The organism is Methylophaga sp. (assembly GCF_048266885.1).
GTDB lineage: Bacteria > Pseudomonadota > Gammaproteobacteria > Nitrosococcales > Methylophagaceae > Methylophaga.
The window spans coordinates 62,899-84,991 of sequence record NZ_JBLWYR010000006.1; the positions used below are offsets into that span (position 1 = coordinate 62,899).

The window sequence follows — 22,093 nt, forward strand, 5'->3', positions numbered from 1 at the left end:
TTTCCTTAATTACTGATGTTGCTCACTGATTCGAAAATCTTGCGATGCTGAGTATCAATTTCGATGTCCAATCTCTGGCCAACTTCATCTAATGCATCACGCAAATCCTGCATCACAGTTGAACGCGGTACATCGACTTCAAACACCATCAGGTTATCCATCGGATTCTTACCACCTTTGAAAATCGCTTGAATATTGGTGATATTCACCCCATGGCGTGCCAGTTGGGTTGATACTTCGGCCACCAAACCTCGCCGATCCGGGCCGATTACGGTCAGGATATATGGCTGAACTTCAGGTGTATTTTCCTGCCATGGGGTTAATTGCTCATCCCAGGGATCGACATGAATCGACAGGCGCATTTTTTGACCGACTTGCTGAAGCGCCTGATGAAGTTCTTCGCATTGTTTATCTTCGGGCATCGACACCATCAATAACGCGCCGAATACAGATTGAAGTAATGTTTGGCTGAGGTTTTCAATGTTGCCGCCGTGTTCGGTGATGACTGTGGCAACCGCAGCCATAATGCCGGGTTGGTCATTGCCAAGAACCGAAATGAGTGCCTTATTCACGATATCTCCTTGTATGAGATCAAGTTGTTAAAAGCTGGTTTGAGCGTTAATGTTACACAACACCCTGCCCCGAAGATCAATAGACAAACGTAATCAGACAATATCGCGTTGACGCTGAATTTTCGTCCAATAAAGGTAGAAATTTTGTACAGATAATGGGTAAGTCGATTAGCTTAACAAATGAGGTCAATTAAGCGTAATTCAATGACGGCTTGCTAGGGCGTGTTTATCTTTCATATCCCCACTGCTGGCGACTATTCTTGTGTCCGACAAGGCGGAAAGCACGCCGTGTAGCCTTCCTACATAAGTGGTTGACAACGCAGGCGGCCGCAAAAATAGTCCCAGCCCTTCGGGTTGTGACTGAAAAAGCGCCACTCTGCGTTGGTCGTCACTTATTTAGAGTAACTAAAAGGCGCTCCTCGTGCCTTGATTGACGCTTTTTCAGCTCACAACAGAGGCGGATATGAAAGATAAAAGCGCCCTAAGAAATTATGTTTAGATAAAGGCGTTTATATTTTGACCGATGGTCGACTCTGTTTGAACAGTGGCTTGTTTATTAGCCTCATCAGTTTGTTGCTGTTCATCTTGAATTTTTTGCTGTTTCATTGCTTCCAGTTGCATGATTTGCGCTTGAGTCACCTGGATTTCCATTTGAATCATTTTTGCTTTTTCCACTGATTCAGGTGTTGCTGCTTGTCCCGCCCGTTTCAGCTCGTCAAACAAATCAACCAATTTTTTCTCTAAAGCTGCAATTCTGGCATCTAACGACTGTCCGCTGCTTTTGCTGCCTCCAGTGGAAGCACTGGATGCAGTGAAGGAACGCATATCAACAGAAATTGGATTACTCATGCTAAAGTTTCCTGAAACAAACTTATTTATAAAGACGGCTGTTATAACATTAACTTTAATTTTTTTGCTGGATTTATAACAAAAATTACACTTTATTGCTCACACTCAACACGAGTTTATTTATGGCTATTCAATTTCTACCGATCATTAAGGCTGTAGCCCCCTATGTTGCTCAGGTTGCGGCATACGCCATTCCAGCATTTACTGCAAAGCCTGAAGCCGTTAAGGCCGATCCAGTGCTAGTAAAACAAATTGAAGAGTTACAGAAAGCAGCGACACAGAATGCTAAATCCATCCATGTGTTAGCTGAGAATATGCAACAGGCAATAACCGGCTTTGAAACCGCTGCTGAAGATGCCAAAAAACAGGTTAAAACTTATCGCAATCTACTGTTTCTATCGTTGGGTATGTCTGCCATAGCGGTGCTGAGTTGTGTTTATCTATTGCTAAGATAAAGTTCATCTTCATAAGGAAATGCTGTGCCACATTGCATTATTGAATATTCCAAAACAGTTGATATATCACCAACTCAGTTAGTTGAAGCTGTACATCAAGCGGTACTTGAGACGGAATTGTTTGATGCATCGCATATCAAAACACGTGCTATGGCTTATGAGCATTATCAATTGGCTGACGAGTCCAAGGACTTTATCCATGTAACGGTTCGTCTGCATAACGGCCGTACTACTCAACAGAAACAACAATTAACGGCCATGATTTTACAATCGCTGAAACATCTCAACTTAACAACAATCACCATAACAGTGGAAGCCGTAGATATTGATAGTGATAGCTATGCCAAGCTGGTTATTATCTAACACTGTGACCCACAGTTTTATGCGGTAAAGGCTGCTGATGATGCAGTGCTGTAACTGATGGGTTCTCACCAAACAGACTGGTGTAATCATGGGTAAACTGACCTGCGTGAAAGAATCCCCATTGTTGAGCGATCATCGAAATAGTCTCATCTCCCTTTAAGCCATTTTTCAACACTCTACGTACTGCATTTAGCCTGGAAATCCGCATACATTTGAGTGGGCTGATTCCCAAAACATCTTCAAAACAGTATTGTAAGGTACGTCTACTGACATAGGCCAAAGCACACATATCGGTGATGTTAACGGGTTTATCTGGATGCGCGTCGAGATACTCAGTTACCTTTTGAACAACCGCACGGCGTTTGGTAAAACTAGGTTTCTCATGAATCTGCTGCTCATTTTGTTGCAGTATTTCTAGTACGGCCATCATCACTATATCTTCTTGATGATGCCTTATCTGTTGATTCTGCTGTGGTTTCAATACCTCGTTTAATAGATAGCGAAGCGAATTCAGTCTTGCGGAGTGCCATACTTTTAATGGCGAGTGAAACAGGCTTAAATCCAGTTCTATCCCATGAACTTGTGCAACCTGTTTCAGAGTGTCCTGATTGATTACGATACCAAAAATATTAAATTGCTCAGGTGTGACCAATTCAAACTGTGTATTGCCCGGTCGAATCATTAGATGGTCACTGCTGACATGATGGCCATTGATTCGACAGGATTTTTCGTCAGCGGAAAAACCCAGCCAGATTGCATTGGGCCAGACGTTGCATTGTTGTCTTACCGTTTGGCTAGTGTGTTCACGAAAAGCATGTATCGACTCAAACATCACTTCTTCAATTTTTCCATAAAAGCGGCCACTACTAATCTGATCATACTGCTGTTGCCAGTCTTTCAGGTTATGTGCTTGTTCATCCGCATCGTTGGCTTCCATTACGCACCATTTAGATACAGTCTCGCCTTGTTTAGGTGCACATTTTTCGAGGTTATCTGTCATCTGCTTTACCTGTTTTAGTAATAATGCCAGTGTTGCCTAAGTAAGTAACTGAATATAAACCCAATATTTTTTTGCCGATTTTCGATATTCGGCAGGTATGGATATCGCATTCATACTTTGTAAACTTTGTTTATTCAGGTGCAATTCTTATTCCATCTAATTGGATATAAAGCAGTTTATGGGCCAAACATATCGTTATCAGTTGGGTAGCAAAACCTATCAATTTGCCGATTTGGCAGATTTGATGGCGAAGGCGACCCCTGCACGCTCGGGAGACCGATTGGCTGGCGTTATTGCTGAATCAGCAGAACAACGTGCTGTCGCTCAATTGCTGTTAGCTGATGTACCGTTAAAAACTTTTTTGAATGAAACGTTAATCCCTTATGAAGATGATGAAATCACCCGTTTGATTATTGACGAACATGATTCAGAGGCATTTTCAGTTATCTCTCATCTAACAGTAGGCGATTTTCGGAATTGGTTGCTTACCGATACAGCAAGCACTGAAGTTCTGAAACAAGTCAGTGCTGGCATTACCCCAGAAATGGCCGCTGCCGTCAGCAAAATTATGCGGAATCAGGATTTGATTCTGGTTGCCCAAAAATGTCGAGTGGTTACATCATTTCGCAACACCATTGGTTTACCAAAACGCCTGTCCACCAGACTACAACCCAATCATCCGACTGATGATGTCAACGGCATCGCAGCCAGTATGCTCGATGGTCTTTTGTATGGCTCAGGTGATGCTGTTATCGGCATTAATCCGGCTACCGACAATGTCGCTCAGGCTACCAAGCTAATGTGTTTAATGGATGAGGTGATTTCGTTATATGAAATCCCAACTCAATCCTGCGTTTTGACACATGTCACTAATACTTTGGAGTGTATTGAAAACGGTGCCCCTGTCGATTTAGTGTTTCAATCGATTGGCGGAACCGAGAAAACTAACAGTAGCTTTGGATTTAATTTGGGAATATTGGCTGAGGCTCAACAAGCTGCTTTATCGCTCAAGCGAGGTACAGTTGGCCAGAACGTCATGTATTTTGAAACCGGGCAAGGTAGCTCCCTCTCCGCCAATGCTCATCACGGTTTGGATCAACAGACCTGCGAAGCTCGGGCTTATGCAGTGGCACGAAAATTTAGTCCATTACTGGTCAACACGGTGGTTGGATTTATTGGACCTGAATATCTGTTTGATGGCAAAGAGATTATTCGTGCCGGTCTGGAAGATCACTTTTGCGGCAAGTTACTGGGCCTGCCAATGGGCTGTGATGTTTGTTACACCAATCATGCCGAAGCCGATCAGAATGATATGGATAATTTGCTGACTTTACTCGGTACGGCTGGCTGTTCGTTTGTGATGGGCATTCCTGGCTCAGATGACATCATGCTTAATTATCAGACTACCTCATTTCATGATGCGTTATATGCCCGCAGGGTGTTGGGTTTGGGCGCGGCACCAGAATTTGAAACCTGGTTGGAAAAGATGCAGATCATGAGCAATGCGGGTCTGGCACAACTTACTAATCATTTGCCACCCGCCTTTGCGGGCTCGCTGAATAGTTCGGCAGTGAGGCACTATCATGGTTGAAGATAAAGACGTGCTCATAGCGGATGAATACCAAGCTGACGATAACATGGTGACGCATAATCCATGGCGTCAGCTCAGACAGTTTACTGCTGCACGTATCGGTATTGGTCGTGCTGGTGTCAGTACCCCGACTCGAGAATCTTTGGAATTTCAACTTGCCCATGCTCAGGCTCGTGATGCGGTTCATACCGAACTAGATATTGATGGTTTGCAGCAGGATTTACTTCAGTTACAAAACACCTTTCCCACATTAAACAATCATCCACCGCTGCAATTACAAAGTCAGGCAATTGACCGTACGAGTTATCTGCAACGTCCAGATCTTGGTAGACAACTGGATGATGAATCTTTTGCCTTATTAAAAACCTGTCACACCACAACGCCTTATGACTTGGCTTTGGTTATTGCCGATGGCTTATCAGCCACTGCCATTCATCACAATGCCGTGCCCTTTATTTCAGCTTTGTTGCCGATTCTAATCGATGGAATTGAGAACTTTTCACTGGCGCCGATTACGCTGGTCAAACAAGGCCGCGTGGCCATTGGTGATGATATTGGCGAAACACTTAATGCCCGTGCTGTGTTGATCCTGATTGGGGAGCGTCCTGGTCTCAGCTCACCGGACAGTCTGGGTTTATATCTGACTTGGTCGCCCAAGCGTGGCCTGACCGACGATAAACGTAACTGTATTTCTAATGTGCGACTGGCCGGACTTTCTTACGCTGCCGCCGCACACAAATGTCTTTATCTGCTGAGCGAAGCTCGCAGACTCCAGTGTTCTGGTGTTGCTATCAAGGATCGTTCAACTGAGAAGATCATTGATAACAGCGCCGTTCAAACCAGCTTTTTGCTGGACAGCAAAGTTGACCGAAAAGGGGTGGACGGGAAATGACTTTAACTAAAATGAGGATAGTAAGATGGAAAACTCGCCAACACTAGAATCCTTGCAGGCAGCGTTAGATGCCCAGCAAGCTGTATTCGAAATGCATCAGGCAATGAATGTCGAAGTGTTTTACTGGTGGTGTACCGCCATTATGTTAATGATACATGCAGGCTTTTTGGCCTATGAAATGGGTGCTTCACGAAGTAAAAATGCCTTGGCAGCTGGTATCAAGAATATTCTTGCTATCGCGCTGATTATTCCAGCATTTTATTTGTTTGGCTGGTGGATCTATAACGCTTTTCCTAATGGCTTTGTACCGATTGAAGCGGCGGCTGCTTTACCGTGGTCTGCCAGTATGGGACCTGATGTACAAGATATGGGGACTGGTATTTTCTGGGCTGCTTTTGCTCTATTCGGTGCTACAACTGGGTCGATATTGTCTGGGGCGGTTATTGAAAGGATACGAGTCAGTGCATTTTTGATTCTGACTATTTTCCTGGGCGGTGTTGTCTGGATTATGGCCGGCGCTTGGGGTTGGCATCCAGATGGTTGGTTGTTAACTGAATTTGGTTATCACGATGTTGGCGCTTCTGGCGTTGTGCATGCTGTAGCTGGCTTCTTTACCCTGGGTGTATTAATGAATCTTGGTGCTCGTAAAGGCAAGTTCATTGATGGAATTGCGCAAACCATTTCCCCACACAGCCTACCAATGACCTTGATTGGTTTGATGATGATTATCTTTGGTTTCTTTGGATTCCTTGGTGGTTGCATCATCTTTAATGGTGGTGAAACAGGTTGGACTACCATCTATGGCACCCCAACAAACCTTTCTGCTTTTGCCTTTAATACATTAATGGGCTTTGCTGGTGGCATCATTGGTTGCTACATCGCAACACGTGACCCATTCTGGACGATGTCTGGTGGTCTGGTCGGTATTATTTCGGTTGCGGCTGGTCTAGATCTCTATTCACCTTCGCTGGCATTTATCATTGCTGTATGTACAGGTATCGTCGCTGTTCAATTTGCTAAATTCCTGGAAAAACGCGGTCTTGATGATGCTGTTGGTGCAGTAAGTGTTCATGGTTTCGCCGGTGTTGTTGCCGTTGTTCTAGTGGGTGTATTTGCTGGTGGAACGCCAAATGCAGAGGGCTTACCTGTCATAAGTATTCTTGGCCAGGTTATTGGTGCTGGTGTTATGGCACTGATGGGCTTTGTTCCAGGTTACGGTTTGTCACTGTTACTTAAGAAAGCTAATACTTTACGGGTTCCTGAAGCGTGTGAAGATATCGGTATCGATGAAGTAGAAATACTGGTCAAACCATATCCAGAAGGCAGCGTCCCAGCCGTCTATACTGGTGATGTACCGAATAAATTAGCCAATACTGAAGCATAAGGAGCAATATCATGGGTAGTTCAATTACAACCTGGGAAAATGTCGGTGCCTATTTTACCTTTGCAGATAACCCATTTGCTTTGGTGTTATTTGCAATCGGTACGGCTGGCATCATTGCGGGTTTGATAATCTCAATCATCCGTCATGAAAATGCGGCTTTTGAAAAAATTAAGTAATGTTCTCACTCTGTATTTGGAGGGGTGAATAACATTTCTTTAGAAAAAACCCCGGCTTTATGCCGGGGTTTTTGTTTGCAACCAATACTGTGCTAATGCAAATTTAGCGATCAATTTGATTTAAATTAATTTTATTTGAACTCAAATCTATTGCTGTTCAGTTTGAATAATCATCTCTTGATTAATAATTCGCTGTTGTTGTTTTAACCGATATTCACTCGGGCCATAACCAGTAATTTTTTTGAAATGATGAGTAAAATGCGCTTGGTCAAAGTACCCGCATGCCAGTGCGGTATCCACCAGCAATTGTTGGGTATTCAGTTTCAGTTGAAGACGCGCTTTTTTAATTCTTAATAGAAGTTTTAGCTGGTTGGGGGCAATACCCACCTGATGGTGGAAATAACGCTCAGCTCGACGACGAGCAAGTCCCATCTGATCCAAGGTGTGGATAAGTTCTGTATCAGCCACTTCCAATTGCTGACTCAGATGCTGGACCGGCCCATAAATCGGTTGCTGTTTAGTAAATTGCTCCAGCAACCATATTTCTGTCAAATTGACGCGTTGTCGAAAACTAGCATTCAACAGCTGTTCAAATAATGGTTCCAACCCATTAAGTTGCAGATCGTTGGCCGGCAACACATCTGACACCATCTCATTCATCGCAAGACCAAATAAAGCGTGCGCGCCGCCCGGTTTAAAACGAATACCAAAACTATCTATATCAGCTTCAAAACTAATGGTGCTATATCTTTGCAATGCATTAAACCAACAACCTTGAGCATCGCCTTTAAAATGAAATAGCAGACTGCAACCACCATCGGGGTAAAGCTTTTCCTGATAAAGCTGATGCAGGTGGGATTTAGCCATCCAGAAGCATTCTACCCAAGGCAATAATGTGTCACTGGGCAGCACGCGCTGATACCCCAGATAGACAAGCTCCTGAATTTCATTAAATGGATGCATGAATTCGTTTTTATCTCTGCTAACGGGCAAAACACCGAGTTTAGATAATACCAATTATTGTTGTAATGGAATGACTGTTTTAGCTCCCTGTGCTTTGATAAAAACGACTAAAAAGACAGCTTCCTCAGTTTGGCTGGTATTGCGGGAAATGACGTGAATATCATCAGGAGATTCATAAAAAGTCTCACCTACACTAACCTTGATCAAATCTCCTCCATCCACCTGCATTTCAATTGTACCGCTGAGCACATAAACCAGCGTATGTGCATTATGAAGGTGTGGAGCAGAATGCTCACCAGGAGCATAACGTACCGTTATCATCTCCACTTCCTCATTAAAGGGCGCCTGAAGTTGTTTTGACATAAGCGCATTTATTTCAGTGGCATTTACCGTTGAAATACTCAGCAAAAAAACCAGGAATGTCATAAGTTGCGTTGGAAAAATAATCGCTTTATTCGTCATTACTCTCTCCTATTTTTTTGATGCTTCTTGCTGAGGGATAAAATGAAACGCAGCAACTACTCGGTTCCAACTATTGATTTTCACAATGGTCGACACTAATGCAATAATTTCAGCTTCGGAGAAATGCTGGCTTAGCCGGGAAAAATCTTCATCAGACACCCGATTGGAAGGTAATTGCGTAAGCAGTTCGCAAAGATGCAGTGCAGCACTTTCCTGTTCAGAAAACCACGGCACTTCTCGCCAAGCAGCGATGACATCCAACCTTTGCTGATCCTCACCCAGTTCACGAGCATGTCTGAAATGCATATCCAGACAAAAGCCACAACCATTTATCTGAGAGGATCGGATTTCCAGAAGACAAATTAGACGTTTATCAATAGCTGTTTCTTCAACAGCATCAGCAATCAAGGTGAGCCCTTGAGGTAAGGCAGGAAACAGCCGGTAAACTTTAGACTGATTAATTCTCGTCGACATAATTCACTCCGTAGGTAATTGACGGAGAGAATTATGTTTGTAACGAAAAATTATGGATTGTAAATTTGCGTCAAATCGAAATTTTGCATATCAAGTTGGAGCAATTGTCGAAAATATACTGCAGATTAAAAGGCTTGTTTCGGATTAATTTCTATCCCAATCTTTTAAATCACGCATGGCATATTTAATGGCACGTTCCCAAGCTTGGTCTGTGTTGCCACGAAAGTCATAGGATTTACGTTTGATCAGTTTTCCGGACTCTACTTCTTTAAACTCAACATGTAATGTGGAAATCAAATGACTCATGCGAAAAACATTTGGCACAATGACTAATTCTGCACCCAGCTCTTTCGCCAGGGTAATCTCACAACCATTGCAATAATGCAGATCCTGCTTTTCATCAAATGCTTTAACTTTCGCCAGTGAATCGGCATCGTTGATGATATTGAATTTTGTTTTATCGTTTAACTCATTTCGTAGATGTTCACTGAACTTGGCAATCTTTTCTGCGTTCTCCGCTTTATCGCCGGTTACTGAACTATCGCCAGTAATCAGAATATCGAGCACCAGAGTCTTATAGTCATGTTTCTGATGATCATCGGCCATGACAGAGGCTGCGCTGATAAACAATAACAGCGTCAGGATATATCTGGTTGCACGGGTCATTAACGGCATATGGTTCTCCTAAAATACGGTTACTTACCCTAACAATGACTGCAGAAAACCCAAACAGTTTTTTGACTGCAAACAGCGGGAGATTTGCCCGTTCAATAAATTGATGATGAATTAATGCTGAAAATGCCCGTTTTGCAGAAAATGCAGGGTCTGCGATTGCACCGTATCATTCGCCATAATAAATGGATGCGTTTGCCCAACCACCAAAAAATCCTGCATACCATCCAACCGGGCATTTTTGATGGAAACCTTGCCATCATCAGGTCCTGGAATAAGCGTCGATAAGATCAGATTGATCGAACGATTTCCAGTAATAATACCCAGTTCAAACATAGCCGGCCCAAGCTGATTGGGAACTGCCTCTTCTGTCGTGCCAAGCTGTTTGCCGGCTGGCCCGTTTATCCATTCAAATAAGCCCCAGGTGCCCAGTTTGTCGACCACTTCGCTGCCTTGATTAGGTGGCGATAACATTACTACCCTGCCAATTTTGATTTGCTGATGCTCTGCCGAGAGTTGCCTGACAATAATGCCTCCCAATGAATGGGTAACAAAATGCACAGGTGTTAAAGCATCCCCGAAACATTTTTGGATATCAGGCACAACAAACTCGCTGGTCAGCTTCTCAATACGGTGTTTTCGGGAAGGGTAATCAATATTGCATACCCTAAACCCTGCTTTGCTCAGATGTTTTTCCATCGAATCCATTGAGCCGGCCGTGCGAGCCAGACCATGTAACAGTACAACATTACCGGCGAACTCCTGGCTGATGGCTAACGGTGAGTTTATGCTCATCATTAGCCAGCCAAAAGCCATTAACCCTCCATAATTTGGTAAACGGTTAAAATTTTTCATTGCTGCTAAATTGATTTGGCAGTAGCCAATTTTCCTGTGGGTTTTGTACTTTTTGCTATGGCAATATCCTGCCAGAGTTTTTCGACATGTGACTCTACCGGTCTGCAATATCCGGCAATCAGCATAATACTCAATGTGGTTAAAAAGCCATACACACCAGGCGTCCAGCCATAAGTGATGATAAATACTGGCTCAAATATGGTTAAGCCAAATGATACGGACATCCCCGCCAAAAAGCCGCTGATTGCACCGATTTTATTGGCACGTTTCCAATACAGTCCAAGTAAAACCACCGGAGATAAAACAATCATGCCCTGATAAGTCATCAACGCCAGAAACACTAATTGCCCTTCTCTTATATAGGCCCCAATCAATGCACCGATACTCATAATGACTACTGACCAACGGGCAATCTGCAGGGCGGTTTTCTCACTGATATCGCGTTTAATGACTTGTGCTAGATCGCCTGATATCGCGGTAGACATAGCATTCAAAATACTGCTCACCGTACCAAGACTTGCTGCCATTACCAGCACCGCAAAGAATCCCAACGGCCATGCACCTGCCTGACTATGGATCCAGAACATGGCTTCTTGAGGATTTTGTTGAGCAAATGGAAGTGGATGTAATGCCATTGCCAGCAGAAACAGTAAACCGAATGACAGAATGCCCAGCGTCGGGGCAAATAACACCGATTGTTTGATGGTGCGAATACTGTCTGCAGCAAATAACTTGTTATAGACCCATGGCCACATAAAGCCTCCCAGACCACTGGTAATAACAATTGCCATCCAGTAATTTGGTGACATATCCCAACCAGGGCCAGGAAAAGTTAACGCTTCCGGGCTTTGTTCGAGGATACGTTGCATAGCACCTTCAATACCACCAAGCTGGGTATAAATAACCCACAGTAAAATGGCTGAACCGGCAATCAACATATACAGACCTTGGATAATATTGGCAGTGATAACTGAACGCATACCACCCAGCGCGACATAAAACACCACCACAAATATGCCGATGATCATGCCCAGCAAAGGACTGATAAATCCATCAGTTGCATAATTGAATACATAACCAATGGTGTACCACTCCATTAATAACCACGGTACTGATAACGCTACACCAGCGAAACCTGTTAATACTCGGATTGTATCGCTTCGATAACGAAGTCCCAGCAGTTCTGACTGGGTGCGGATGTTGTATTTCTTGCCCCAGATAAAGGATTTTTCAGCCACCAGATACATCACCAGCATAGTGATGATGCCATACGGAATGACATACATACCGATCATGCCAAAACTAACGGCGAAGCCTGAAAAAACCGTATAACCAGCACCGACATACCAAGTAGCGAGAAAGCCTAGCGTGATCCCCAATACACCAATACTATGGCTTGCAGTAGCATAATCATTCAGCGTATCCACACCCATCTGACGACGATTTATCCATAAAATCAGCCCAAAAAAGCTGATCAACATCAGCATTGGAATCATTTGGACTCCTCCGCTTTAACTTCAATATCCAGCTCACCACTTCGACTTTCAACGAGATACCAGCAGGCCAAAATAAATGCACCAAGCAGAGCCAACGCAATCTGCCAGAGAAAAGCAAACGGTAAGCCCATAAAACTGGGGTCAATTCGATTGGCCCAGGTGAAAAAAACCGGAAAGGTAGCTAATACAATGGTCGATAAAATCAACACTAAAAAAATAGCAGTACGCATAAAACATCCAAATCTGTTTTTGTTAAACGTGAGTGGCAAACATGTCAGAAACCAAAATGCAATTCGATATCTTGGGTTAACACCGGCGGTTTAAAATTCAGGGCCAACCCTAACCGAGATAAATCTCCATTAAGGCTGGCCCTGAAAGAGCCGTAAAAAAACCGCTGTTAGCGGTTTAAATTAGGCTTTCTTTTCGATTGCTGCAGCAAGCTTGGCAGATAACAAACCAAACACTGCACCCAAAATAGTCGAAAGAATGACGATGAGAACAGGATTTGTCATATTCATCGTAATAGCACTTCCGGCATTCGCTGTTTGCAAACCAAAAGCTGCCGTTGCTGCATAACCATATACATTGGCAGGCACCACAGATAACAACTCAAATCTGGCCACGATGACTAAGAAAAACACGGTTACGCCAACATAAATAGCTGTTCCAATCACACCAGGTAAACCTAGGGGGTTGGTAGTAGCTAACAATAAAGCAATACCAGCAATCACCGCACCATAGCTCATGCCCACAATGGTTTTCTGTAAGGCCGGCATATCAGCACCGGTATGGAAGAAACATGCCCAAGCAATAAAACCTGCCCAGACCAAAACAAAACCAGCTAATGGACCTAAAGCCAGGTACGCCCAAATAGCTCCTAATACAGCAATACTTATAGATAATGCAGTTAACTTTGACATACGTTCTCTCCGTTGATTTTTATTAAAATTAACAACCCATCCTCGACAAATTCTATTTATAACTTTTTCAACTATAGGGTTGCCGGAGTGATAGTAATCCTATATTTCATCAACTGTAAACCAGTTTGCACCACAATTGTGCGCAAAGTGAGCAAAAATGGGGCGTTAGCCATTTTAATCCTTTAATCAGTCACTTAAAGTGATGCAGGCATCCACTCCGGCATCCAAGGAATATCGGTTACACCGACATCAACTCCTTGTTGGGTTAATAAAGTAGTTATCTGTCCACGGTGATGGGTTTGGTGATTAAACATGTGGGTTAGCAAAGCCCAAGCAGGTAGACTCCTCGTTCGATTATCAATGCCGCTGTGGTAATGAACGTCTGCTGCTAACCACGTAGAATTCAACTGTTCGGTGAAATCAATAATGGTTTGATCAAACTGCTCACGGGCTGTCATTAAATTTGCAAAATCCGGATAAATCTCCTGCCCTAACCGATATGGGACAGTTTGATTTTGGAATCGAGCCATCCATGCATGATCGGCAAATAAAAGATGATTTAGCGTTGCATAAATCGAACCGAAAAAAGCCCCAAGATCTGCTTTAAGCAGCTCATCCGGAAGGCTTTGACAAACCAAATAAAGACGCTGGTTCATCCACTTGTTATAGCGGGCCATTAACTGATAATGCTGGGTACCATTCATCGTGTTTCTGCCCAGTCCTTACCATAACAAGCTAATACTTTTGTTATCTTTCCGCTGGTATCCCAAAACATAATCTCGGTAGCAGGCATATTTAAAACGGATTGATAGCCTATCGCCAAGCAATCGACGCCCAAGGTGACGCGCTGCAATGTGAAATGCAAATCTGGAAATTTAATTAATGCCTGCTGCCAATAATCAGCTATCAGTGGCTTACCTTGTAATTTACCGGTTGGGGCAATACCAAGTTTTATCAACATTGGTGAGTGTATTTCGAAATCATCTGTGTAGTGAGACATTATCTCGGGCAAATCATGTTGATTCCACGCTTTCAGCCAACTCTCAACAAACAGGTTTATATCGTTAATCATCATTTTCTCCATTAAATAGTCGAATGCCACCACCACTGCGTTTGATAGCAGCGGGTTTTATCTTGTTGAGTCTGATTTACCTGCTTACAAACTGGAAACTCTGATGTCACAGAATGTAATTTCGCGGCATAGACCAACCATAGAATCGCTACTAATCCCAAAACTAACATCATTGTTTTCATCACTAAATCTCACCACAGCATCTAGACACAGCATAAGATTTGTATTAAAAACAGTACAGATTCAAAAATACTTATTAAATACCGGTACAGTTTTCGGTTGGACTATCTGTACCGCTTGAAATCCACTGCGACTGTACTGCAACAACAAAGGAATAAGCGAATGTTGCTTTATCAAAAAGTAGCTGATGAAATTCGCACTGCTATTCGAGATGAGATTTATCAAGTTGGCGATAAACTTCCGGGCATCCGCAGTTATGCCAAACAACGCCACATCAGTGTTTCGACAGCAATTGCCGCCTATCATGTATTAGAAGATCAAGGGGTTATAGAGTCTGTCAGCAAGTCGGGATTTTATGTTCGGCCTCAATCAAATAATGTAATTGAGCTGCCTCAGGTTTCTTCAAAAGTGTCTCAGCCCAAAGCTGTTGGTAGCCAGCAAATGACACTTCAACTTGTAAATAACGCAAGCCAGCCAGGGATGGTCGGTTTAGGCGCTGCCGTTCCAGATAAATCGTTTTTGCCTGTGAAACTGATGAGTCGTTATTTAACCCATGTCCATAAACATCATCTTGATTCGGTTATCAGTTATGACAAACCCGCTGGATTAATGCCATTACGTCAGCAGATCGCCAAGCGTATGGTGGCTCAAGGTTGCCAGCTCAATCCGGAGGATATTGTCATTACTAATGGCTGTCAGGAAGCCGTTTATCTAGCCTTACGCAGTTGCACACAACCTGGTGATATCGTGGCGGTGGAATCGCCGACATATTATGGCCTATTGCAGATTTTGGAATCATTGAGTCTCAAATCATTGGAAATACCAACTGATCCGTTAAACGGTATTTCCGTTGAAGCATTGGAGCTTGCTTTGGAGCAATGGCCGATAAAAGCCTGCGTAATAGTTGCCAGTTTTGGTAATCCCTTAGGTGCCTGTTTAGCTGAAGACAAGAAACAACAGTTGGCAAACCTCGCAAGAGACAAAAATCTGATGCTAATAGAAGATGATGTCTATGGTGAGTTATGTCATCAGGCATCACGCCCTATCCCTTTGAAATCTTTTGATCTTGATGACAATGTAATTTATTGCTCGTCCTTTTCGAAAACATTATCGCCTGGAGTACGTGTTGGCTGGGTGGCTTCGCATGCCAAAGCACAACGTCTGGAATATTTAAAATATGTTTTGAATTTTTCTAGTGCCAATCCTGGCCAGCTGGCCATCGCCCAGATTTTAGAAAGCGGTCAATATGATCGTTATCTTCGACAAGTTCGCCAGCAATATGCCAACGCGACTCAACGTTTAATAAATAAGCTATTCCAGCTGTTTCCAACCGGTACCCGCATTACCCAACCTAAAGGTGGATTTGTGCTCTGGCTGGAATTACCAGAAAAAATTGATACCGTGGTGCTGGCAAATAATCTGCTGGACCACAATATCAGTATTGCCCCCGGCAGCATGTTTACCAATGGTCAGAAGTTTAGCAACTGCATTCGGCTTTCTGCAGCCTGTAAATGGAATGATGAAGTGGAATTAGCGCTGGTCAAAATGGCAGAAATGATTGCCCGGATGTCAGCTGAAAAAACCTCCATCAGTCTTCAATCAGCGCGCTGAAAAGCAAACATAATCATTACTGAGTATGTTCTTTTACAACACTATTCGCTATCTTTTACTTACTGCTCGTAACGCGGCGATTCGCAGCTTGTTTTTTTTATCAGATAGCAATTCTTGTTAGCTGATTTTCATCAGAGTTTTGGAGTTTTGAATGCAGAAAGTCGCTATCTTTCAGCATGCTGATGGCGAGTGGATTGGATCCATGCGGCATTGGTTTGCAAACAAACCGTTTCAATTAACAACTTATCGGTTGGATCACGATGATCCTCTGCCTTCTGTCGCTGAATTTGACTGGTTATTAATTATGGGTGGGCCAATGAGCACCTATGATGAAAACAACTACCCTTGGCTTATTGGCGAAAAACAACTTATCCGCGAGGCGATTGACGCAAACAAGACTGTGCTTGGAATTTGCCTTGGCAGTCAGTTGATTGCATCCGCTTTGGGAGCCAGAGTATATCCGAATAGTCAGCAGGAAATTGGTTGGTTTCCTGTCAGCAAAATTGATCCTGAAGCATCCTGGATGCCGGAAGATTTAAGACCATTAAGCTGGCATGGCGATTGTGTTGAATTACCCGAAAATGCCTGTTCGTTTGCCGATAGTGCCATTACCGAATGTCAGGGCTTTTATTTTGGTCCGCGGATTTGGGCATTACAATTTCATCTGGAAGTAGAACCTGGCACCGTAGAGGCCTTTCTTGCATTGGAATCTCATCCCTTGCCAGAAACCAGCTATGTGCAAAATGAATCAATGCTAATGGATAACAGCGAACAACTAAAACAAAGCCAACAGGCTATGTTTGCGTTGTTGGATGTGCTGCATCGGGAATCGGTTTGTAAATAATACTCTTAAACAGCTGATGTAGCCTTATTGCTCAGGCTGCATCACTGCTGTTTCAATCGACATACCCATAGCGATTTGACCATCCGATAACACATCGGCACGCAATCCGGCTTTATGGGTAAACGCTTTAACGATAGCTTTTTTACTTAAGCTTTCGTTTGCTAATAACGATCCTAAAGTATTGCATGGTTCACACAGCTCTACCCCTTTGAAACTTACATTACCAATACGAAAAACCTGGCCGACTAAATCGTTGAGGCGTACGCCTTCGGTAATCACATTCCGACGGGTATCAGACAGACTAATTTGCTGTGAAAAATGATTATTAAATGCAATGATTTCTTCCAGCTCGATAAAAGTAATGTTCTGGCCAGGCCATTTTGCTTTATCAAAGTTTCGGTCGCCTTTGATACCTTTACCTTCAACCAGATCAATTGCAGTTACCTGTTGTTGAGCTCCCAGGTTTTCGCTTGCTATAAAAATTGCTTTTATCATTGCTGACCGATCTCAAATCTATTATTAGCTTATCCAAAAAAAGAGTATGCGTTCAAGCACACTCCTTTTTTAGTTTATGGAACATTACTTCAACTTGATAGCAAAGTGTTTATAAACCTTTTTTTTAATTAGCCAGGTGCCACTAAAACCTTTCTCTAGCATAAACGCATCCCCTGGTCCGAAGCTTTGTGGCTCACCATCATCTGGTGTAATAACTACATCACCTTCAATCAGATGTACAAACTCCCATCCTGAATAGACAGCATGATAGAGTCCTGGCGTTGCTTCCCAGCAACCGGTGATCATTGCGCCGTCTGGACTGGTATATTCAATCCAAGTTTTCATGGTTGGATTGCCTTCAAGCTTGGTCCAGCCATCCAGATCGGTCTCAATAGGCGCGACAGTTTTATCGATTATCTTGGTTAACAATGTCATGGTATCCACCTGATTTTAAATAAAAATAGGTCCAGTAGCCTTAGGCTTCTTTAGCTACTGGCATCTCACTTTTGTCAGACAAATAGGCTTCTAACGAGTCATCCAAAGCCTCCAACCAAGGCGTATGGTGTGGTGGTGACATAGTGCCGGTCATTAACGACCGATAGGAATAATCCCGGAAAGTCATAATGTTTTTCTTCTTGTGATATTTCCATTCCAGAAAAGTCTGATTAACGGCTGGAATATCAAATGACGGATAGTCCGTGGCATCAATTAATTCCTGAATGTAATCGCCCTGATAGGTGTACATTTCTTCAGCGGTTTCCAGCGTCAGTTCTTTCTCACGCCACATCATGCTGTGCGCCGTCATGTCATCTTTTGAAGGTAACGCAATGCGTCCCATAATGATGTCTCGCGCATACCACGCCTGAGCATCAAACATATTGAATGAGTACCATTGATCTTGCATACCCAGATAGAAAAACTTCGGATTATCTTCCCATGCCACGCCTTTATATAGATTCAAAGGCCATAGACGATTGTTGGTTTTTAAGCGTAGCTCATCGGAGAGGAACGGAAAATAATGCAAATAGCCGGTACATAGAATAATGGCATCGATTTTTTTCGAGCTACCATCCATAAAATAGGCGGTATCGGTATCAACTTTGACCAAGTTAGGTTTTTCATCCCAATTTTCTGGCCATTTGTAACCCATAGGTGCACTTCGATAACAACTAATCAGGCTGCGTGCACCGTATTTATAACATTGCGAACCGATATCCTCAGCAGAATAGCTGCTGCCCACCAGCAGAATATCTTTGTCTTTGAATTCCAACGCATCACGAAAATCATGGGCGTGCAGAATACGGCCACCAAACTTATCAAAGCCTTCAAACGTTGGTACTTTTGGTGTGGAGAAATGGCCCGTGGCACAAACCACATAATCAAATTCTTCAGCGTAAACCGTATCCGTACTGTGGTCTTGAACCGTCACAGTAAATTTTTGACTGGAATCATCGTAGGTCACATTGCGAACGGCAGTGTTAAAGCGAATGTATTTACGTACACCGGCCTTTTCTACCCGGCCTTTGATGTAATCAAACAACACTTCGCGTGGCGGATACGAGGCAATCGGTTTGCCGAAATGTTCTTCAAAAGTGTAGTCGGCAAACTCCAGACACTCTTTGGGACCATTTGACCACAGATACCGATACATACTGCCATGCACCGGTTCACCATTTTCATCCAGACCGGTGCGCCAGGTGTAATTCCACAGACCGCCCCAATCGCTTTGCTTTTCAAAGCAGACTATCTCTGGAATTTCAGCGCCTTTGGCCTGTGCAGATTGAAACGCTCTAAGTTGTGCAAGGCCACTGGGTCCAGCACCAAGTACCGCTACTCGAGTTGACATAGGTTCACTCCATCAAGGTTATTTATATGCATGATGCTGCGTTTAATGCAGCTGTCAGCGTAAAAGTAACCTGCTAGGCCTTGATGAAAAATCCTCTTCTATGGGTATCCCAAACAGGGTAAGTGGTTAATAAACTAGAAAAATAGCTATTTTTATTCAGCTATCTGAAAAATAATTCCCTCAACACCAAGTACCATTCCACTCTCGGAATACAATCCTATGCCCTTATCCAGAACCACAATTTCCTGCCCGTTGGCCTGAGTCAAACGATATTGAATATTAAATGTAGTGTGACTTTCCAGTGCGATCTGCACCTGCTCCCATACATAGCTAGCATCCGCTGCATGAATCATTGCGCCAAGTGACACTTGCGGTTGATTCAACATTTTTTCGGCACTATAACCGGTGACGTGTTCACACCCTTCACTGACATATTCCATCGACCAACTAATATTGTTTCGTGAGCGATACAACATGGCTGGCAAACGATCCACCAGGCTCTGCAAACTGCGATAACTGGCATGACGCACCTGTTCATTACGTACCTGTGGGGTGATATCGCAAAGCGTGGCGGACAATGGGTAAAGTTTATTTTTCTCCATTGACTGTAAGCGCATTTCACACCAACGCAGTTCACCACTGGCGCTTATCAATCGAAACCAGATCACTTCTCTTGAGTCCGAACGCATTTTCTGCATCAGTTGTGTCCAACTGGGGATATCCTCTGGATGCAGAAAATCTGTAAACGCCTTGCCTTGGGTTTGCTCAATGTTGATACCAGTAATATCCTGCCAGCATTGATTAATCATAGTTATTTGATGCTGGTCATCAAGCATCATAACGACATCACTCAGACTGTTTAACAGTTGGTTCAACTGTATGGCCGAAGGTTCAGTTGTCACATTTTTAGAGGGCCATTTGAGCATGTTCATTTCATCAGCCTTCCCTACTCGGTAATTCCGCTGACTGCTGATTGTGTGCCCAGGCAGCTAATTCTAACCTGGAATGCAGATTCAGCTTGCGTAACAGGTTTTTGACATACACCTTCACAGTACCATCGCTAATGCCAAGCTCTCTTGCGATCAATTTATTGTTTAGCCCCTTGGAAATATAAAACAGCGTTTCACGTTCCCGTTCCGTCATCTGAGTAAAAGCAGAACTAGAAGAGTGGTTGGTGGGTTCCATTTGATGTTCACGTAGGTGACTGGCTAGAGATGTTACAGCGCCAGCATTGATCACTACATTACCTTTTACCGCGGATAGCAGTTGAGAAAGTATCTCATCCGGCGGCGTATCTTTTTGCAGAAAACCATTAGCACCGAACCGCAATGCTTCAAGCAACATTTCCTGATCATTACAGGCGGTGATAATAATAATTTTAAGATTTTGATCATGGCTTCGCAGTTGCTTCAATACTTCTAAACCGGATTGGTCGGGCATCTGTAAATCTAGTAATAGAATATCGGGGTAGGTATCGTCAATATTATTCAACAACGAGGCTGCGGAATCATATTCAGCAATCACCGTCATTTCGTCACTGTCATTGAGTAATTCGACCACGCCACGACGAAATAAGGGATGGTCATCGACCACAACCACAGATATTGTCGATGAGCTCATACTTTTCCTCCGATATCCATCTCCAGCTTCACTAACGTGCCACCCGCTACACGCTGCGAAATTTGCAATTGGGCGCCTACCCGCTCAGCCCGCTCATGCATGATTTGCAGACCAAAACTATCACTACGTGCCGCTGTGAAATCAATACCAGTGCCGTTATCTTCAATTTGGATATGCAGTTGAGTTGGTGTCTTTAACAGCATTGCAACCCGGGCATGTGTTGCGTGTGAATGGCGAACAATATTGCTCAAACTTTCGCGAATGATATAGAGGATCTGAATGGACTGTTTGGGTGGCAGCAAGTTGACCGGCAAGCGATTATCTAGTTCAAACACAATAGCTGACTGCTGTTCGAATTCACGGACCGAGTTAGTCACCCCAAGCGACAAACTCTCACTTTGCATAGTCAATCGAGAAGCGGTGATCAATTCACGAGTTTGGTGATAAGCACATTGGGTGTAGGCTGCTAAATCTTCGGTAATCGGTTTTAGCTCTGCATATTCGACTTTCAAACATAATTTATCGAGTTTGGCACTTTTCAATTTTAGATAACCTAGTACTTGTGCTATTGAATCATGCAACTCGGCAGCATAAATAGCTCGTTCGGCAGCAAGTGCCTGTTTCACTTTGGCTTCTCGTTGAAACCACGCCAACAAACCTTTGCCAAGGATTTGTTCAATTAGCACCAATTCCCATTTCAGCTTTTTTTCATTCGGTAAACCTTGTTTGAAAACAGTTAATAACCAAATCGTCTGATTATCGTGTTCAAATAAACGGGTTGGTACCAATGTCAGTGGCACCCCGTTAATCTGCAAAGTGATATAGCCATTTTCAACGGGTTTTCTAATTGTGAAATGCTGATGGATGCTCTGAATTAATTTTTGTGAAGGAGCCTCCTCCATACAATGATGCAGAAACGATTCGGAGGTTAATGGATTGCTGAACAATACAAACAGATCACCATGTTCTAGCTGTGTAAACTGCTCATCGATCAATGCCTGTAAGGAGCCAAGCACCTTAGGAAGTGTTTCACTAATATCATTTGCTGTAGCTAGTTTAAATGCCAGATCATTCAAATCCAGAGCCGGCTTTGTTTTGTTTTTATGCTTTACAAACTGTAATTGCTGACCCAACCACTCCGATATCGTTGGCCAGTTTTTCCGTTTGATATTGAGCATGACTACATTGTCCTTGGGCTGAATGCCTTCTAAAGCATATAAAACTTAATCGATTCGTTGATTTCAATTACCAAACAGCAGATTTTATGCCATCTACGTCGATTTAACTCTGAGGTAATACCA

27 protein-coding genes are annotated in these 22,093 nt (G+C 43.3%); 8 read left to right on the forward strand and 19 right to left on the reverse strand.

The annotated features are described in order from the left end of the window. Window positions 1–5: 5 nt before the first annotated feature. Both ACN0V2_RS04300 and ACN0V2_RS04305 read right to left on the reverse strand, forming a co-directional pair. Entirely contained in the window at window positions 6–572 is a 567-nt protein-coding gene (locus tag ACN0V2_RS04300; RefSeq protein WP_417549558.1) for a glycine cleavage system protein R, read from the reverse strand. A 495-nt stretch (window positions 573–1,067) separates the two neighbouring features. After that, window positions 1,068–1,421, reverse strand: coding sequence for a FlxA-like family protein (locus ACN0V2_RS04305; protein WP_417549559.1), 354 nt, complete (start codon window positions 1,419–1,421; stop codon window positions 1,068–1,070). Window positions 1,422–1,543: 122 nt separating this feature from the next. On the opposite strand from ACN0V2_RS04305, the gene ACN0V2_RS04310 reads away from it, so the two are divergent. Both ACN0V2_RS04310 and ACN0V2_RS04315 read left to right on the forward strand, forming a co-directional pair. Next, window positions 1,544–1,876, forward strand: coding sequence for a hypothetical protein (locus tag ACN0V2_RS04310; RefSeq protein ID WP_417549560.1), 333 nt, complete (start codon window positions 1,544–1,546; stop codon window positions 1,874–1,876). 24 nt (window positions 1,877–1,900) lie between these two features. Then, window positions 1,901–2,239, forward strand: coding sequence for a 5-carboxymethyl-2-hydroxymuconate Delta-isomerase (locus ACN0V2_RS04315; RefSeq protein ID WP_417549561.1), 339 nt, complete (start codon window positions 1,901–1,903; stop codon window positions 2,237–2,239). On the opposite strand, the gene ACN0V2_RS04320 is transcribed toward ACN0V2_RS04315, so the two are convergent. Beyond that, window positions 2,232–3,239, reverse strand: coding sequence for a helix-turn-helix domain-containing protein (locus tag ACN0V2_RS04320; RefSeq protein WP_417549562.1), 1,008 nt, complete (start codon window positions 3,237–3,239; stop codon window positions 2,232–2,234). The two genes, ACN0V2_RS04315 and ACN0V2_RS04320, sit on opposite strands and share 8 nt — an antisense overlap. Before the next feature lie 178 nt (window positions 3,240–3,417). On the opposite strand from ACN0V2_RS04320, the gene ACN0V2_RS04325 reads away from it, so the two are divergent. Genes ACN0V2_RS04325 through ACN0V2_RS04340 form a run of 4 tightly spaced genes read left to right on the forward strand, consistent with a single transcriptional unit; the run spans window position 3,418 to window position 7,282 of the window. Beyond that, the gene (locus tag ACN0V2_RS04325; protein WP_417549563.1) at window positions 3,418–4,830 is read left to right on the forward strand and encodes an ethanolamine ammonia-lyase subunit EutB; all 1,413 of its coding nucleotides are present in this window, start codon (window positions 3,418–3,420) and stop codon (window positions 4,828–4,830) included. Beyond that, window positions 4,823–5,722, forward strand: coding sequence for an ethanolamine ammonia-lyase subunit EutC (gene eutC, locus ACN0V2_RS04330; protein ID WP_417549564.1), 900 nt, complete (start codon window positions 4,823–4,825; stop codon window positions 5,720–5,722). Before ACN0V2_RS04325 ends, eutC begins: the two co-directional genes overlap by 8 nt. 25 nt (window positions 5,723–5,747) lie before the next feature. Beyond that, on the forward strand, window positions 5,748–7,106 hold the full coding sequence (locus ACN0V2_RS04335; RefSeq protein ID WP_417549565.1) for an ammonium transporter: 1,359 nt from the start codon (window positions 5,748–5,750) through the stop codon (window positions 7,104–7,106). Window positions 7,107–7,117: 11 nt separating this feature from the next. Beyond that, entirely contained in the window at window positions 7,118–7,282 is a 165-nt protein-coding gene (locus ACN0V2_RS04340) for a hypothetical protein (protein WP_417549566.1), read from the forward strand. Window positions 7,283–7,429: 147 nt separating this feature from the next. Here ACN0V2_RS04340 and ACN0V2_RS04345 read toward each other — a convergent pair whose 3' ends face one another. The 10 genes from ACN0V2_RS04345 to ACN0V2_RS04390 form a co-directional block, all read right to left on the reverse strand. Beyond that, window positions 7,430–8,245, reverse strand: coding sequence for an AraC family transcriptional regulator (locus ACN0V2_RS04345; RefSeq protein ID WP_417549567.1), 816 nt, complete (start codon window positions 8,243–8,245; stop codon window positions 7,430–7,432). A gap of 54 nt (window positions 8,246–8,299) precedes the next feature. Then, window positions 8,300–8,707: a cupin domain-containing protein gene (locus ACN0V2_RS04350; RefSeq protein ID WP_417549568.1), complete on the reverse strand. Its 408-nt coding sequence runs from the start codon at window positions 8,705–8,707 to the stop codon at window positions 8,300–8,302. Window positions 8,708–8,716: 9 nt separating this feature from the next. Further along, the gene (locus ACN0V2_RS04355; RefSeq protein WP_417549569.1) at window positions 8,717–9,181 is read right to left on the reverse strand and encodes a carboxymuconolactone decarboxylase family protein; all 465 of its coding nucleotides are present in this window, start codon (window positions 9,179–9,181) and stop codon (window positions 8,717–8,719) included. 144 nt (window positions 9,182–9,325) lie between these two features. Further along, window positions 9,326–9,856, reverse strand: coding sequence for a DUF3280 domain-containing protein (locus ACN0V2_RS04360; protein WP_417549570.1), 531 nt, complete (start codon window positions 9,854–9,856; stop codon window positions 9,326–9,328). A 111-nt stretch (window positions 9,857–9,967) separates the two neighbouring features. Beyond that, on the reverse strand, window positions 9,968–10,669 hold the full coding sequence (locus ACN0V2_RS04365) for an esterase/lipase family protein (RefSeq protein ID WP_417549571.1): 702 nt from the start codon (window positions 10,667–10,669) through the stop codon (window positions 9,968–9,970). Window positions 10,670–10,713: 44 nt separating this feature from the next. After that, the gene (locus ACN0V2_RS04370; RefSeq protein WP_417549572.1) at window positions 10,714–12,204 is read right to left on the reverse strand and encodes a sodium:solute symporter family protein; all 1,491 of its coding nucleotides are present in this window, start codon (window positions 12,202–12,204) and stop codon (window positions 10,714–10,716) included. Then, complete coding sequence (locus ACN0V2_RS04375) at window positions 12,201–12,434, reverse strand: hypothetical protein (RefSeq protein ID WP_417549573.1); 234 nt, start codon at window positions 12,432–12,434, stop codon at window positions 12,201–12,203. Before ACN0V2_RS04375 ends, ACN0V2_RS04370 begins: the two co-directional genes overlap by 4 nt. Window positions 12,435–12,614: 180 nt before the next feature. Beyond that, window positions 12,615–13,124, reverse strand: coding sequence for a DUF1097 domain-containing protein (locus tag ACN0V2_RS04380; RefSeq protein WP_417549574.1), 510 nt, complete (start codon window positions 13,122–13,124; stop codon window positions 12,615–12,617). A gap of 194 nt (window positions 13,125–13,318) precedes the next feature. Next, window positions 13,319–13,828, reverse strand: coding sequence for a DinB family protein (locus ACN0V2_RS04385; RefSeq protein ID WP_417549575.1), 510 nt, complete (start codon window positions 13,826–13,828; stop codon window positions 13,319–13,321). Beyond that, the gene (locus tag ACN0V2_RS04390) at window positions 13,825–14,196 is read right to left on the reverse strand and encodes a nuclear transport factor 2 family protein (RefSeq protein WP_417549576.1); all 372 of its coding nucleotides are present in this window, start codon (window positions 14,194–14,196) and stop codon (window positions 13,825–13,827) included. Before ACN0V2_RS04390 ends, ACN0V2_RS04385 begins: the two co-directional genes overlap by 4 nt. A gap of 342 nt (window positions 14,197–14,538) precedes the next feature. On the opposite strand from ACN0V2_RS04390, the gene ACN0V2_RS04395 reads away from it, so the two are divergent. Both ACN0V2_RS04395 and ACN0V2_RS04400 read left to right on the forward strand, forming a co-directional pair. Continuing rightward, the gene (locus tag ACN0V2_RS04395; RefSeq protein ID WP_417549577.1) at window positions 14,539–15,987 is read left to right on the forward strand and encodes a PLP-dependent aminotransferase family protein; all 1,449 of its coding nucleotides are present in this window, start codon (window positions 14,539–14,541) and stop codon (window positions 15,985–15,987) included. A gap of 151 nt (window positions 15,988–16,138) precedes the next feature. Continuing rightward, window positions 16,139–16,831 (forward strand): type 1 glutamine amidotransferase, encoded by a 693-nt coding sequence (locus ACN0V2_RS04400; RefSeq protein WP_417549578.1) that lies wholly within the window; start codon window positions 16,139–16,141, stop codon window positions 16,829–16,831. Between the two features lie 24 nt (window positions 16,832–16,855). On the opposite strand, the gene ACN0V2_RS04405 is transcribed toward ACN0V2_RS04400, so the two are convergent. From ACN0V2_RS04405 to ACN0V2_RS04430, 6 genes are all read right to left on the reverse strand, one after another. Then, window positions 16,856–17,326 (reverse strand): MOSC domain-containing protein, encoded by a 471-nt coding sequence (locus tag ACN0V2_RS04405; protein WP_417549579.1) that lies wholly within the window; start codon window positions 17,324–17,326, stop codon window positions 16,856–16,858. A gap of 84 nt (window positions 17,327–17,410) precedes the next feature. Then, window positions 17,411–17,761, reverse strand: coding sequence for a cupin domain-containing protein (locus ACN0V2_RS04410; RefSeq protein ID WP_417549580.1), 351 nt, complete (start codon window positions 17,759–17,761; stop codon window positions 17,411–17,413). A 40-nt stretch (window positions 17,762–17,801) separates the two neighbouring features. After that, on the reverse strand, window positions 17,802–19,172 hold the full coding sequence (locus tag ACN0V2_RS04415) for an NAD(P)-binding domain-containing protein (RefSeq protein WP_417549581.1): 1,371 nt from the start codon (window positions 19,170–19,172) through the stop codon (window positions 17,802–17,804). 152 nt (window positions 19,173–19,324) lie between these two features. After that, the gene (locus ACN0V2_RS04420) at window positions 19,325–20,098 is read right to left on the reverse strand and encodes a PAS domain-containing protein (protein ID WP_417549582.1); all 774 of its coding nucleotides are present in this window, start codon (window positions 20,096–20,098) and stop codon (window positions 19,325–19,327) included. A gap of 10 nt (window positions 20,099–20,108) precedes the next feature. Then, complete coding sequence (locus tag ACN0V2_RS04425) at window positions 20,109–20,792, reverse strand: response regulator (protein WP_417549583.1); 684 nt, start codon at window positions 20,790–20,792, stop codon at window positions 20,109–20,111. After that, window positions 20,789–21,970, reverse strand: a complete 1,182-nt coding sequence (locus tag ACN0V2_RS04430; RefSeq protein ID WP_417549584.1) for a sensor histidine kinase — start codon at window positions 21,968–21,970, stop codon at window positions 20,789–20,791. The genes ACN0V2_RS04425 and ACN0V2_RS04430 overlap by 4 nt, the downstream gene beginning before the upstream one ends. Between the last annotated feature and the right edge of the window lie 123 nt (window positions 21,971–22,093).

Bases quoted from the DNA above. Each gene is read 5' to 3' on its own strand.
- ACN0V2_RS04400 (WP_417549578.1), top strand. From the start codon at position 16,139: ATGCAGAAAGTCGCTATCTTTCAGCATGCTGATGGCGAGTGGATTGGA.
- ACN0V2_RS04350 (WP_417549568.1), bottom strand. From the start codon at position 8,707: ATGACGAATAAAGCGATTATTTTTCCAACGCAACTTATGACATTCCTG.
- ACN0V2_RS04385 (WP_417549575.1), bottom strand. From the start codon at position 13,828: ATGAATGGTACCCAGCATTATCAGTTAATGGCCCGCTATAACAAGTGG.
- ACN0V2_RS04355 (WP_417549569.1), bottom strand. From the start codon at position 9,181: ATGTCGACGAGAATTAATCAGTCTAAAGTTTACCGGCTGTTTCCTGCC.
- ACN0V2_RS04395 (WP_417549577.1), top strand. From the start codon at position 14,539: ATGTTGCTTTATCAAAAAGTAGCTGATGAAATTCGCACTGCTATTCGA.
- ACN0V2_RS04420 (WP_417549582.1), bottom strand. From the start codon at position 20,098: ATGCTCAAATGGCCCTCTAAAAATGTGACAACTGAACCTTCGGCCATA.
- ACN0V2_RS04405 (WP_417549579.1), bottom strand. From the start codon at position 17,326: ATGATAAAAGCAATTTTTATAGCAAGCGAAAACCTGGGAGCTCAACAA.
- ACN0V2_RS04345 (WP_417549567.1), bottom strand. From the start codon at position 8,245: ATGCATCCATTTAATGAAATTCAGGAGCTTGTCTATCTGGGGTATCAG.
- ACN0V2_RS04320 (WP_417549562.1), bottom strand. From the start codon at position 3,239: ATGACAGATAACCTCGAAAAATGTGCACCTAAACAAGGCGAGACTGTA.
- ACN0V2_RS04310 (WP_417549560.1), top strand. From the start codon at position 1,544: ATGGCTATTCAATTTCTACCGATCATTAAGGCTGTAGCCCCCTATGTT.
- ACN0V2_RS04360 (WP_417549570.1), bottom strand. From the start codon at position 9,856: ATGCCGTTAATGACCCGTGCAACCAGATATATCCTGACGCTGTTATTG.
- ACN0V2_RS04415 (WP_417549581.1), bottom strand. From the start codon at position 19,172: ATGTCAACTCGAGTAGCGGTACTTGGTGCTGGACCCAGTGGCCTTGCA.
- ACN0V2_RS04370 (WP_417549572.1), bottom strand. From the start codon at position 12,204: ATGATTCCAATGCTGATGTTGATCAGCTTTTTTGGGCTGATTTTATGG.
- ACN0V2_RS04305 (WP_417549559.1), bottom strand. From the start codon at position 1,421: ATGAGTAATCCAATTTCTGTTGATATGCGTTCCTTCACTGCATCCAGT.
- ACN0V2_RS04375 (WP_417549573.1), bottom strand. From the start codon at position 12,434: ATGCGTACTGCTATTTTTTTAGTGTTGATTTTATCGACCATTGTATTA.
- ACN0V2_RS04430 (WP_417549584.1), bottom strand. From the start codon at position 21,970: ATGCTCAATATCAAACGGAAAAACTGGCCAACGATATCGGAGTGGTTG.
- ACN0V2_RS04325 (WP_417549563.1), top strand. From the start codon at position 3,418: ATGGGCCAAACATATCGTTATCAGTTGGGTAGCAAAACCTATCAATTT.
- ACN0V2_RS04380 (WP_417549574.1), bottom strand. From the start codon at position 13,124: ATGTCAAAGTTAACTGCATTATCTATAAGTATTGCTGTATTAGGAGCT.
- ACN0V2_RS04365 (WP_417549571.1), bottom strand. From the start codon at position 10,669: ATGGCTTTTGGCTGGCTAATGATGAGCATAAACTCACCGTTAGCCATC.
- ACN0V2_RS04425 (WP_417549583.1), bottom strand. From the start codon at position 20,792: ATGAGCTCATCGACAATATCTGTGGTTGTGGTCGATGACCATCCCTTA.
- ACN0V2_RS04410 (WP_417549580.1), bottom strand. From the start codon at position 17,761: ATGACATTGTTAACCAAGATAATCGATAAAACTGTCGCGCCTATTGAG.
- ACN0V2_RS04340 (WP_417549566.1), top strand. From the start codon at position 7,118: ATGGGTAGTTCAATTACAACCTGGGAAAATGTCGGTGCCTATTTTACC.
- ACN0V2_RS04390 (WP_417549576.1), bottom strand. From the start codon at position 14,196: ATGATTAACGATATAAACCTGTTTGTTGAGAGTTGGCTGAAAGCGTGG.
- eutC (WP_417549564.1), top strand. From the start codon at position 4,823: ATGGTTGAAGATAAAGACGTGCTCATAGCGGATGAATACCAAGCTGAC.
- ACN0V2_RS04335 (WP_417549565.1), top strand. From the start codon at position 5,748: ATGGAAAACTCGCCAACACTAGAATCCTTGCAGGCAGCGTTAGATGCC.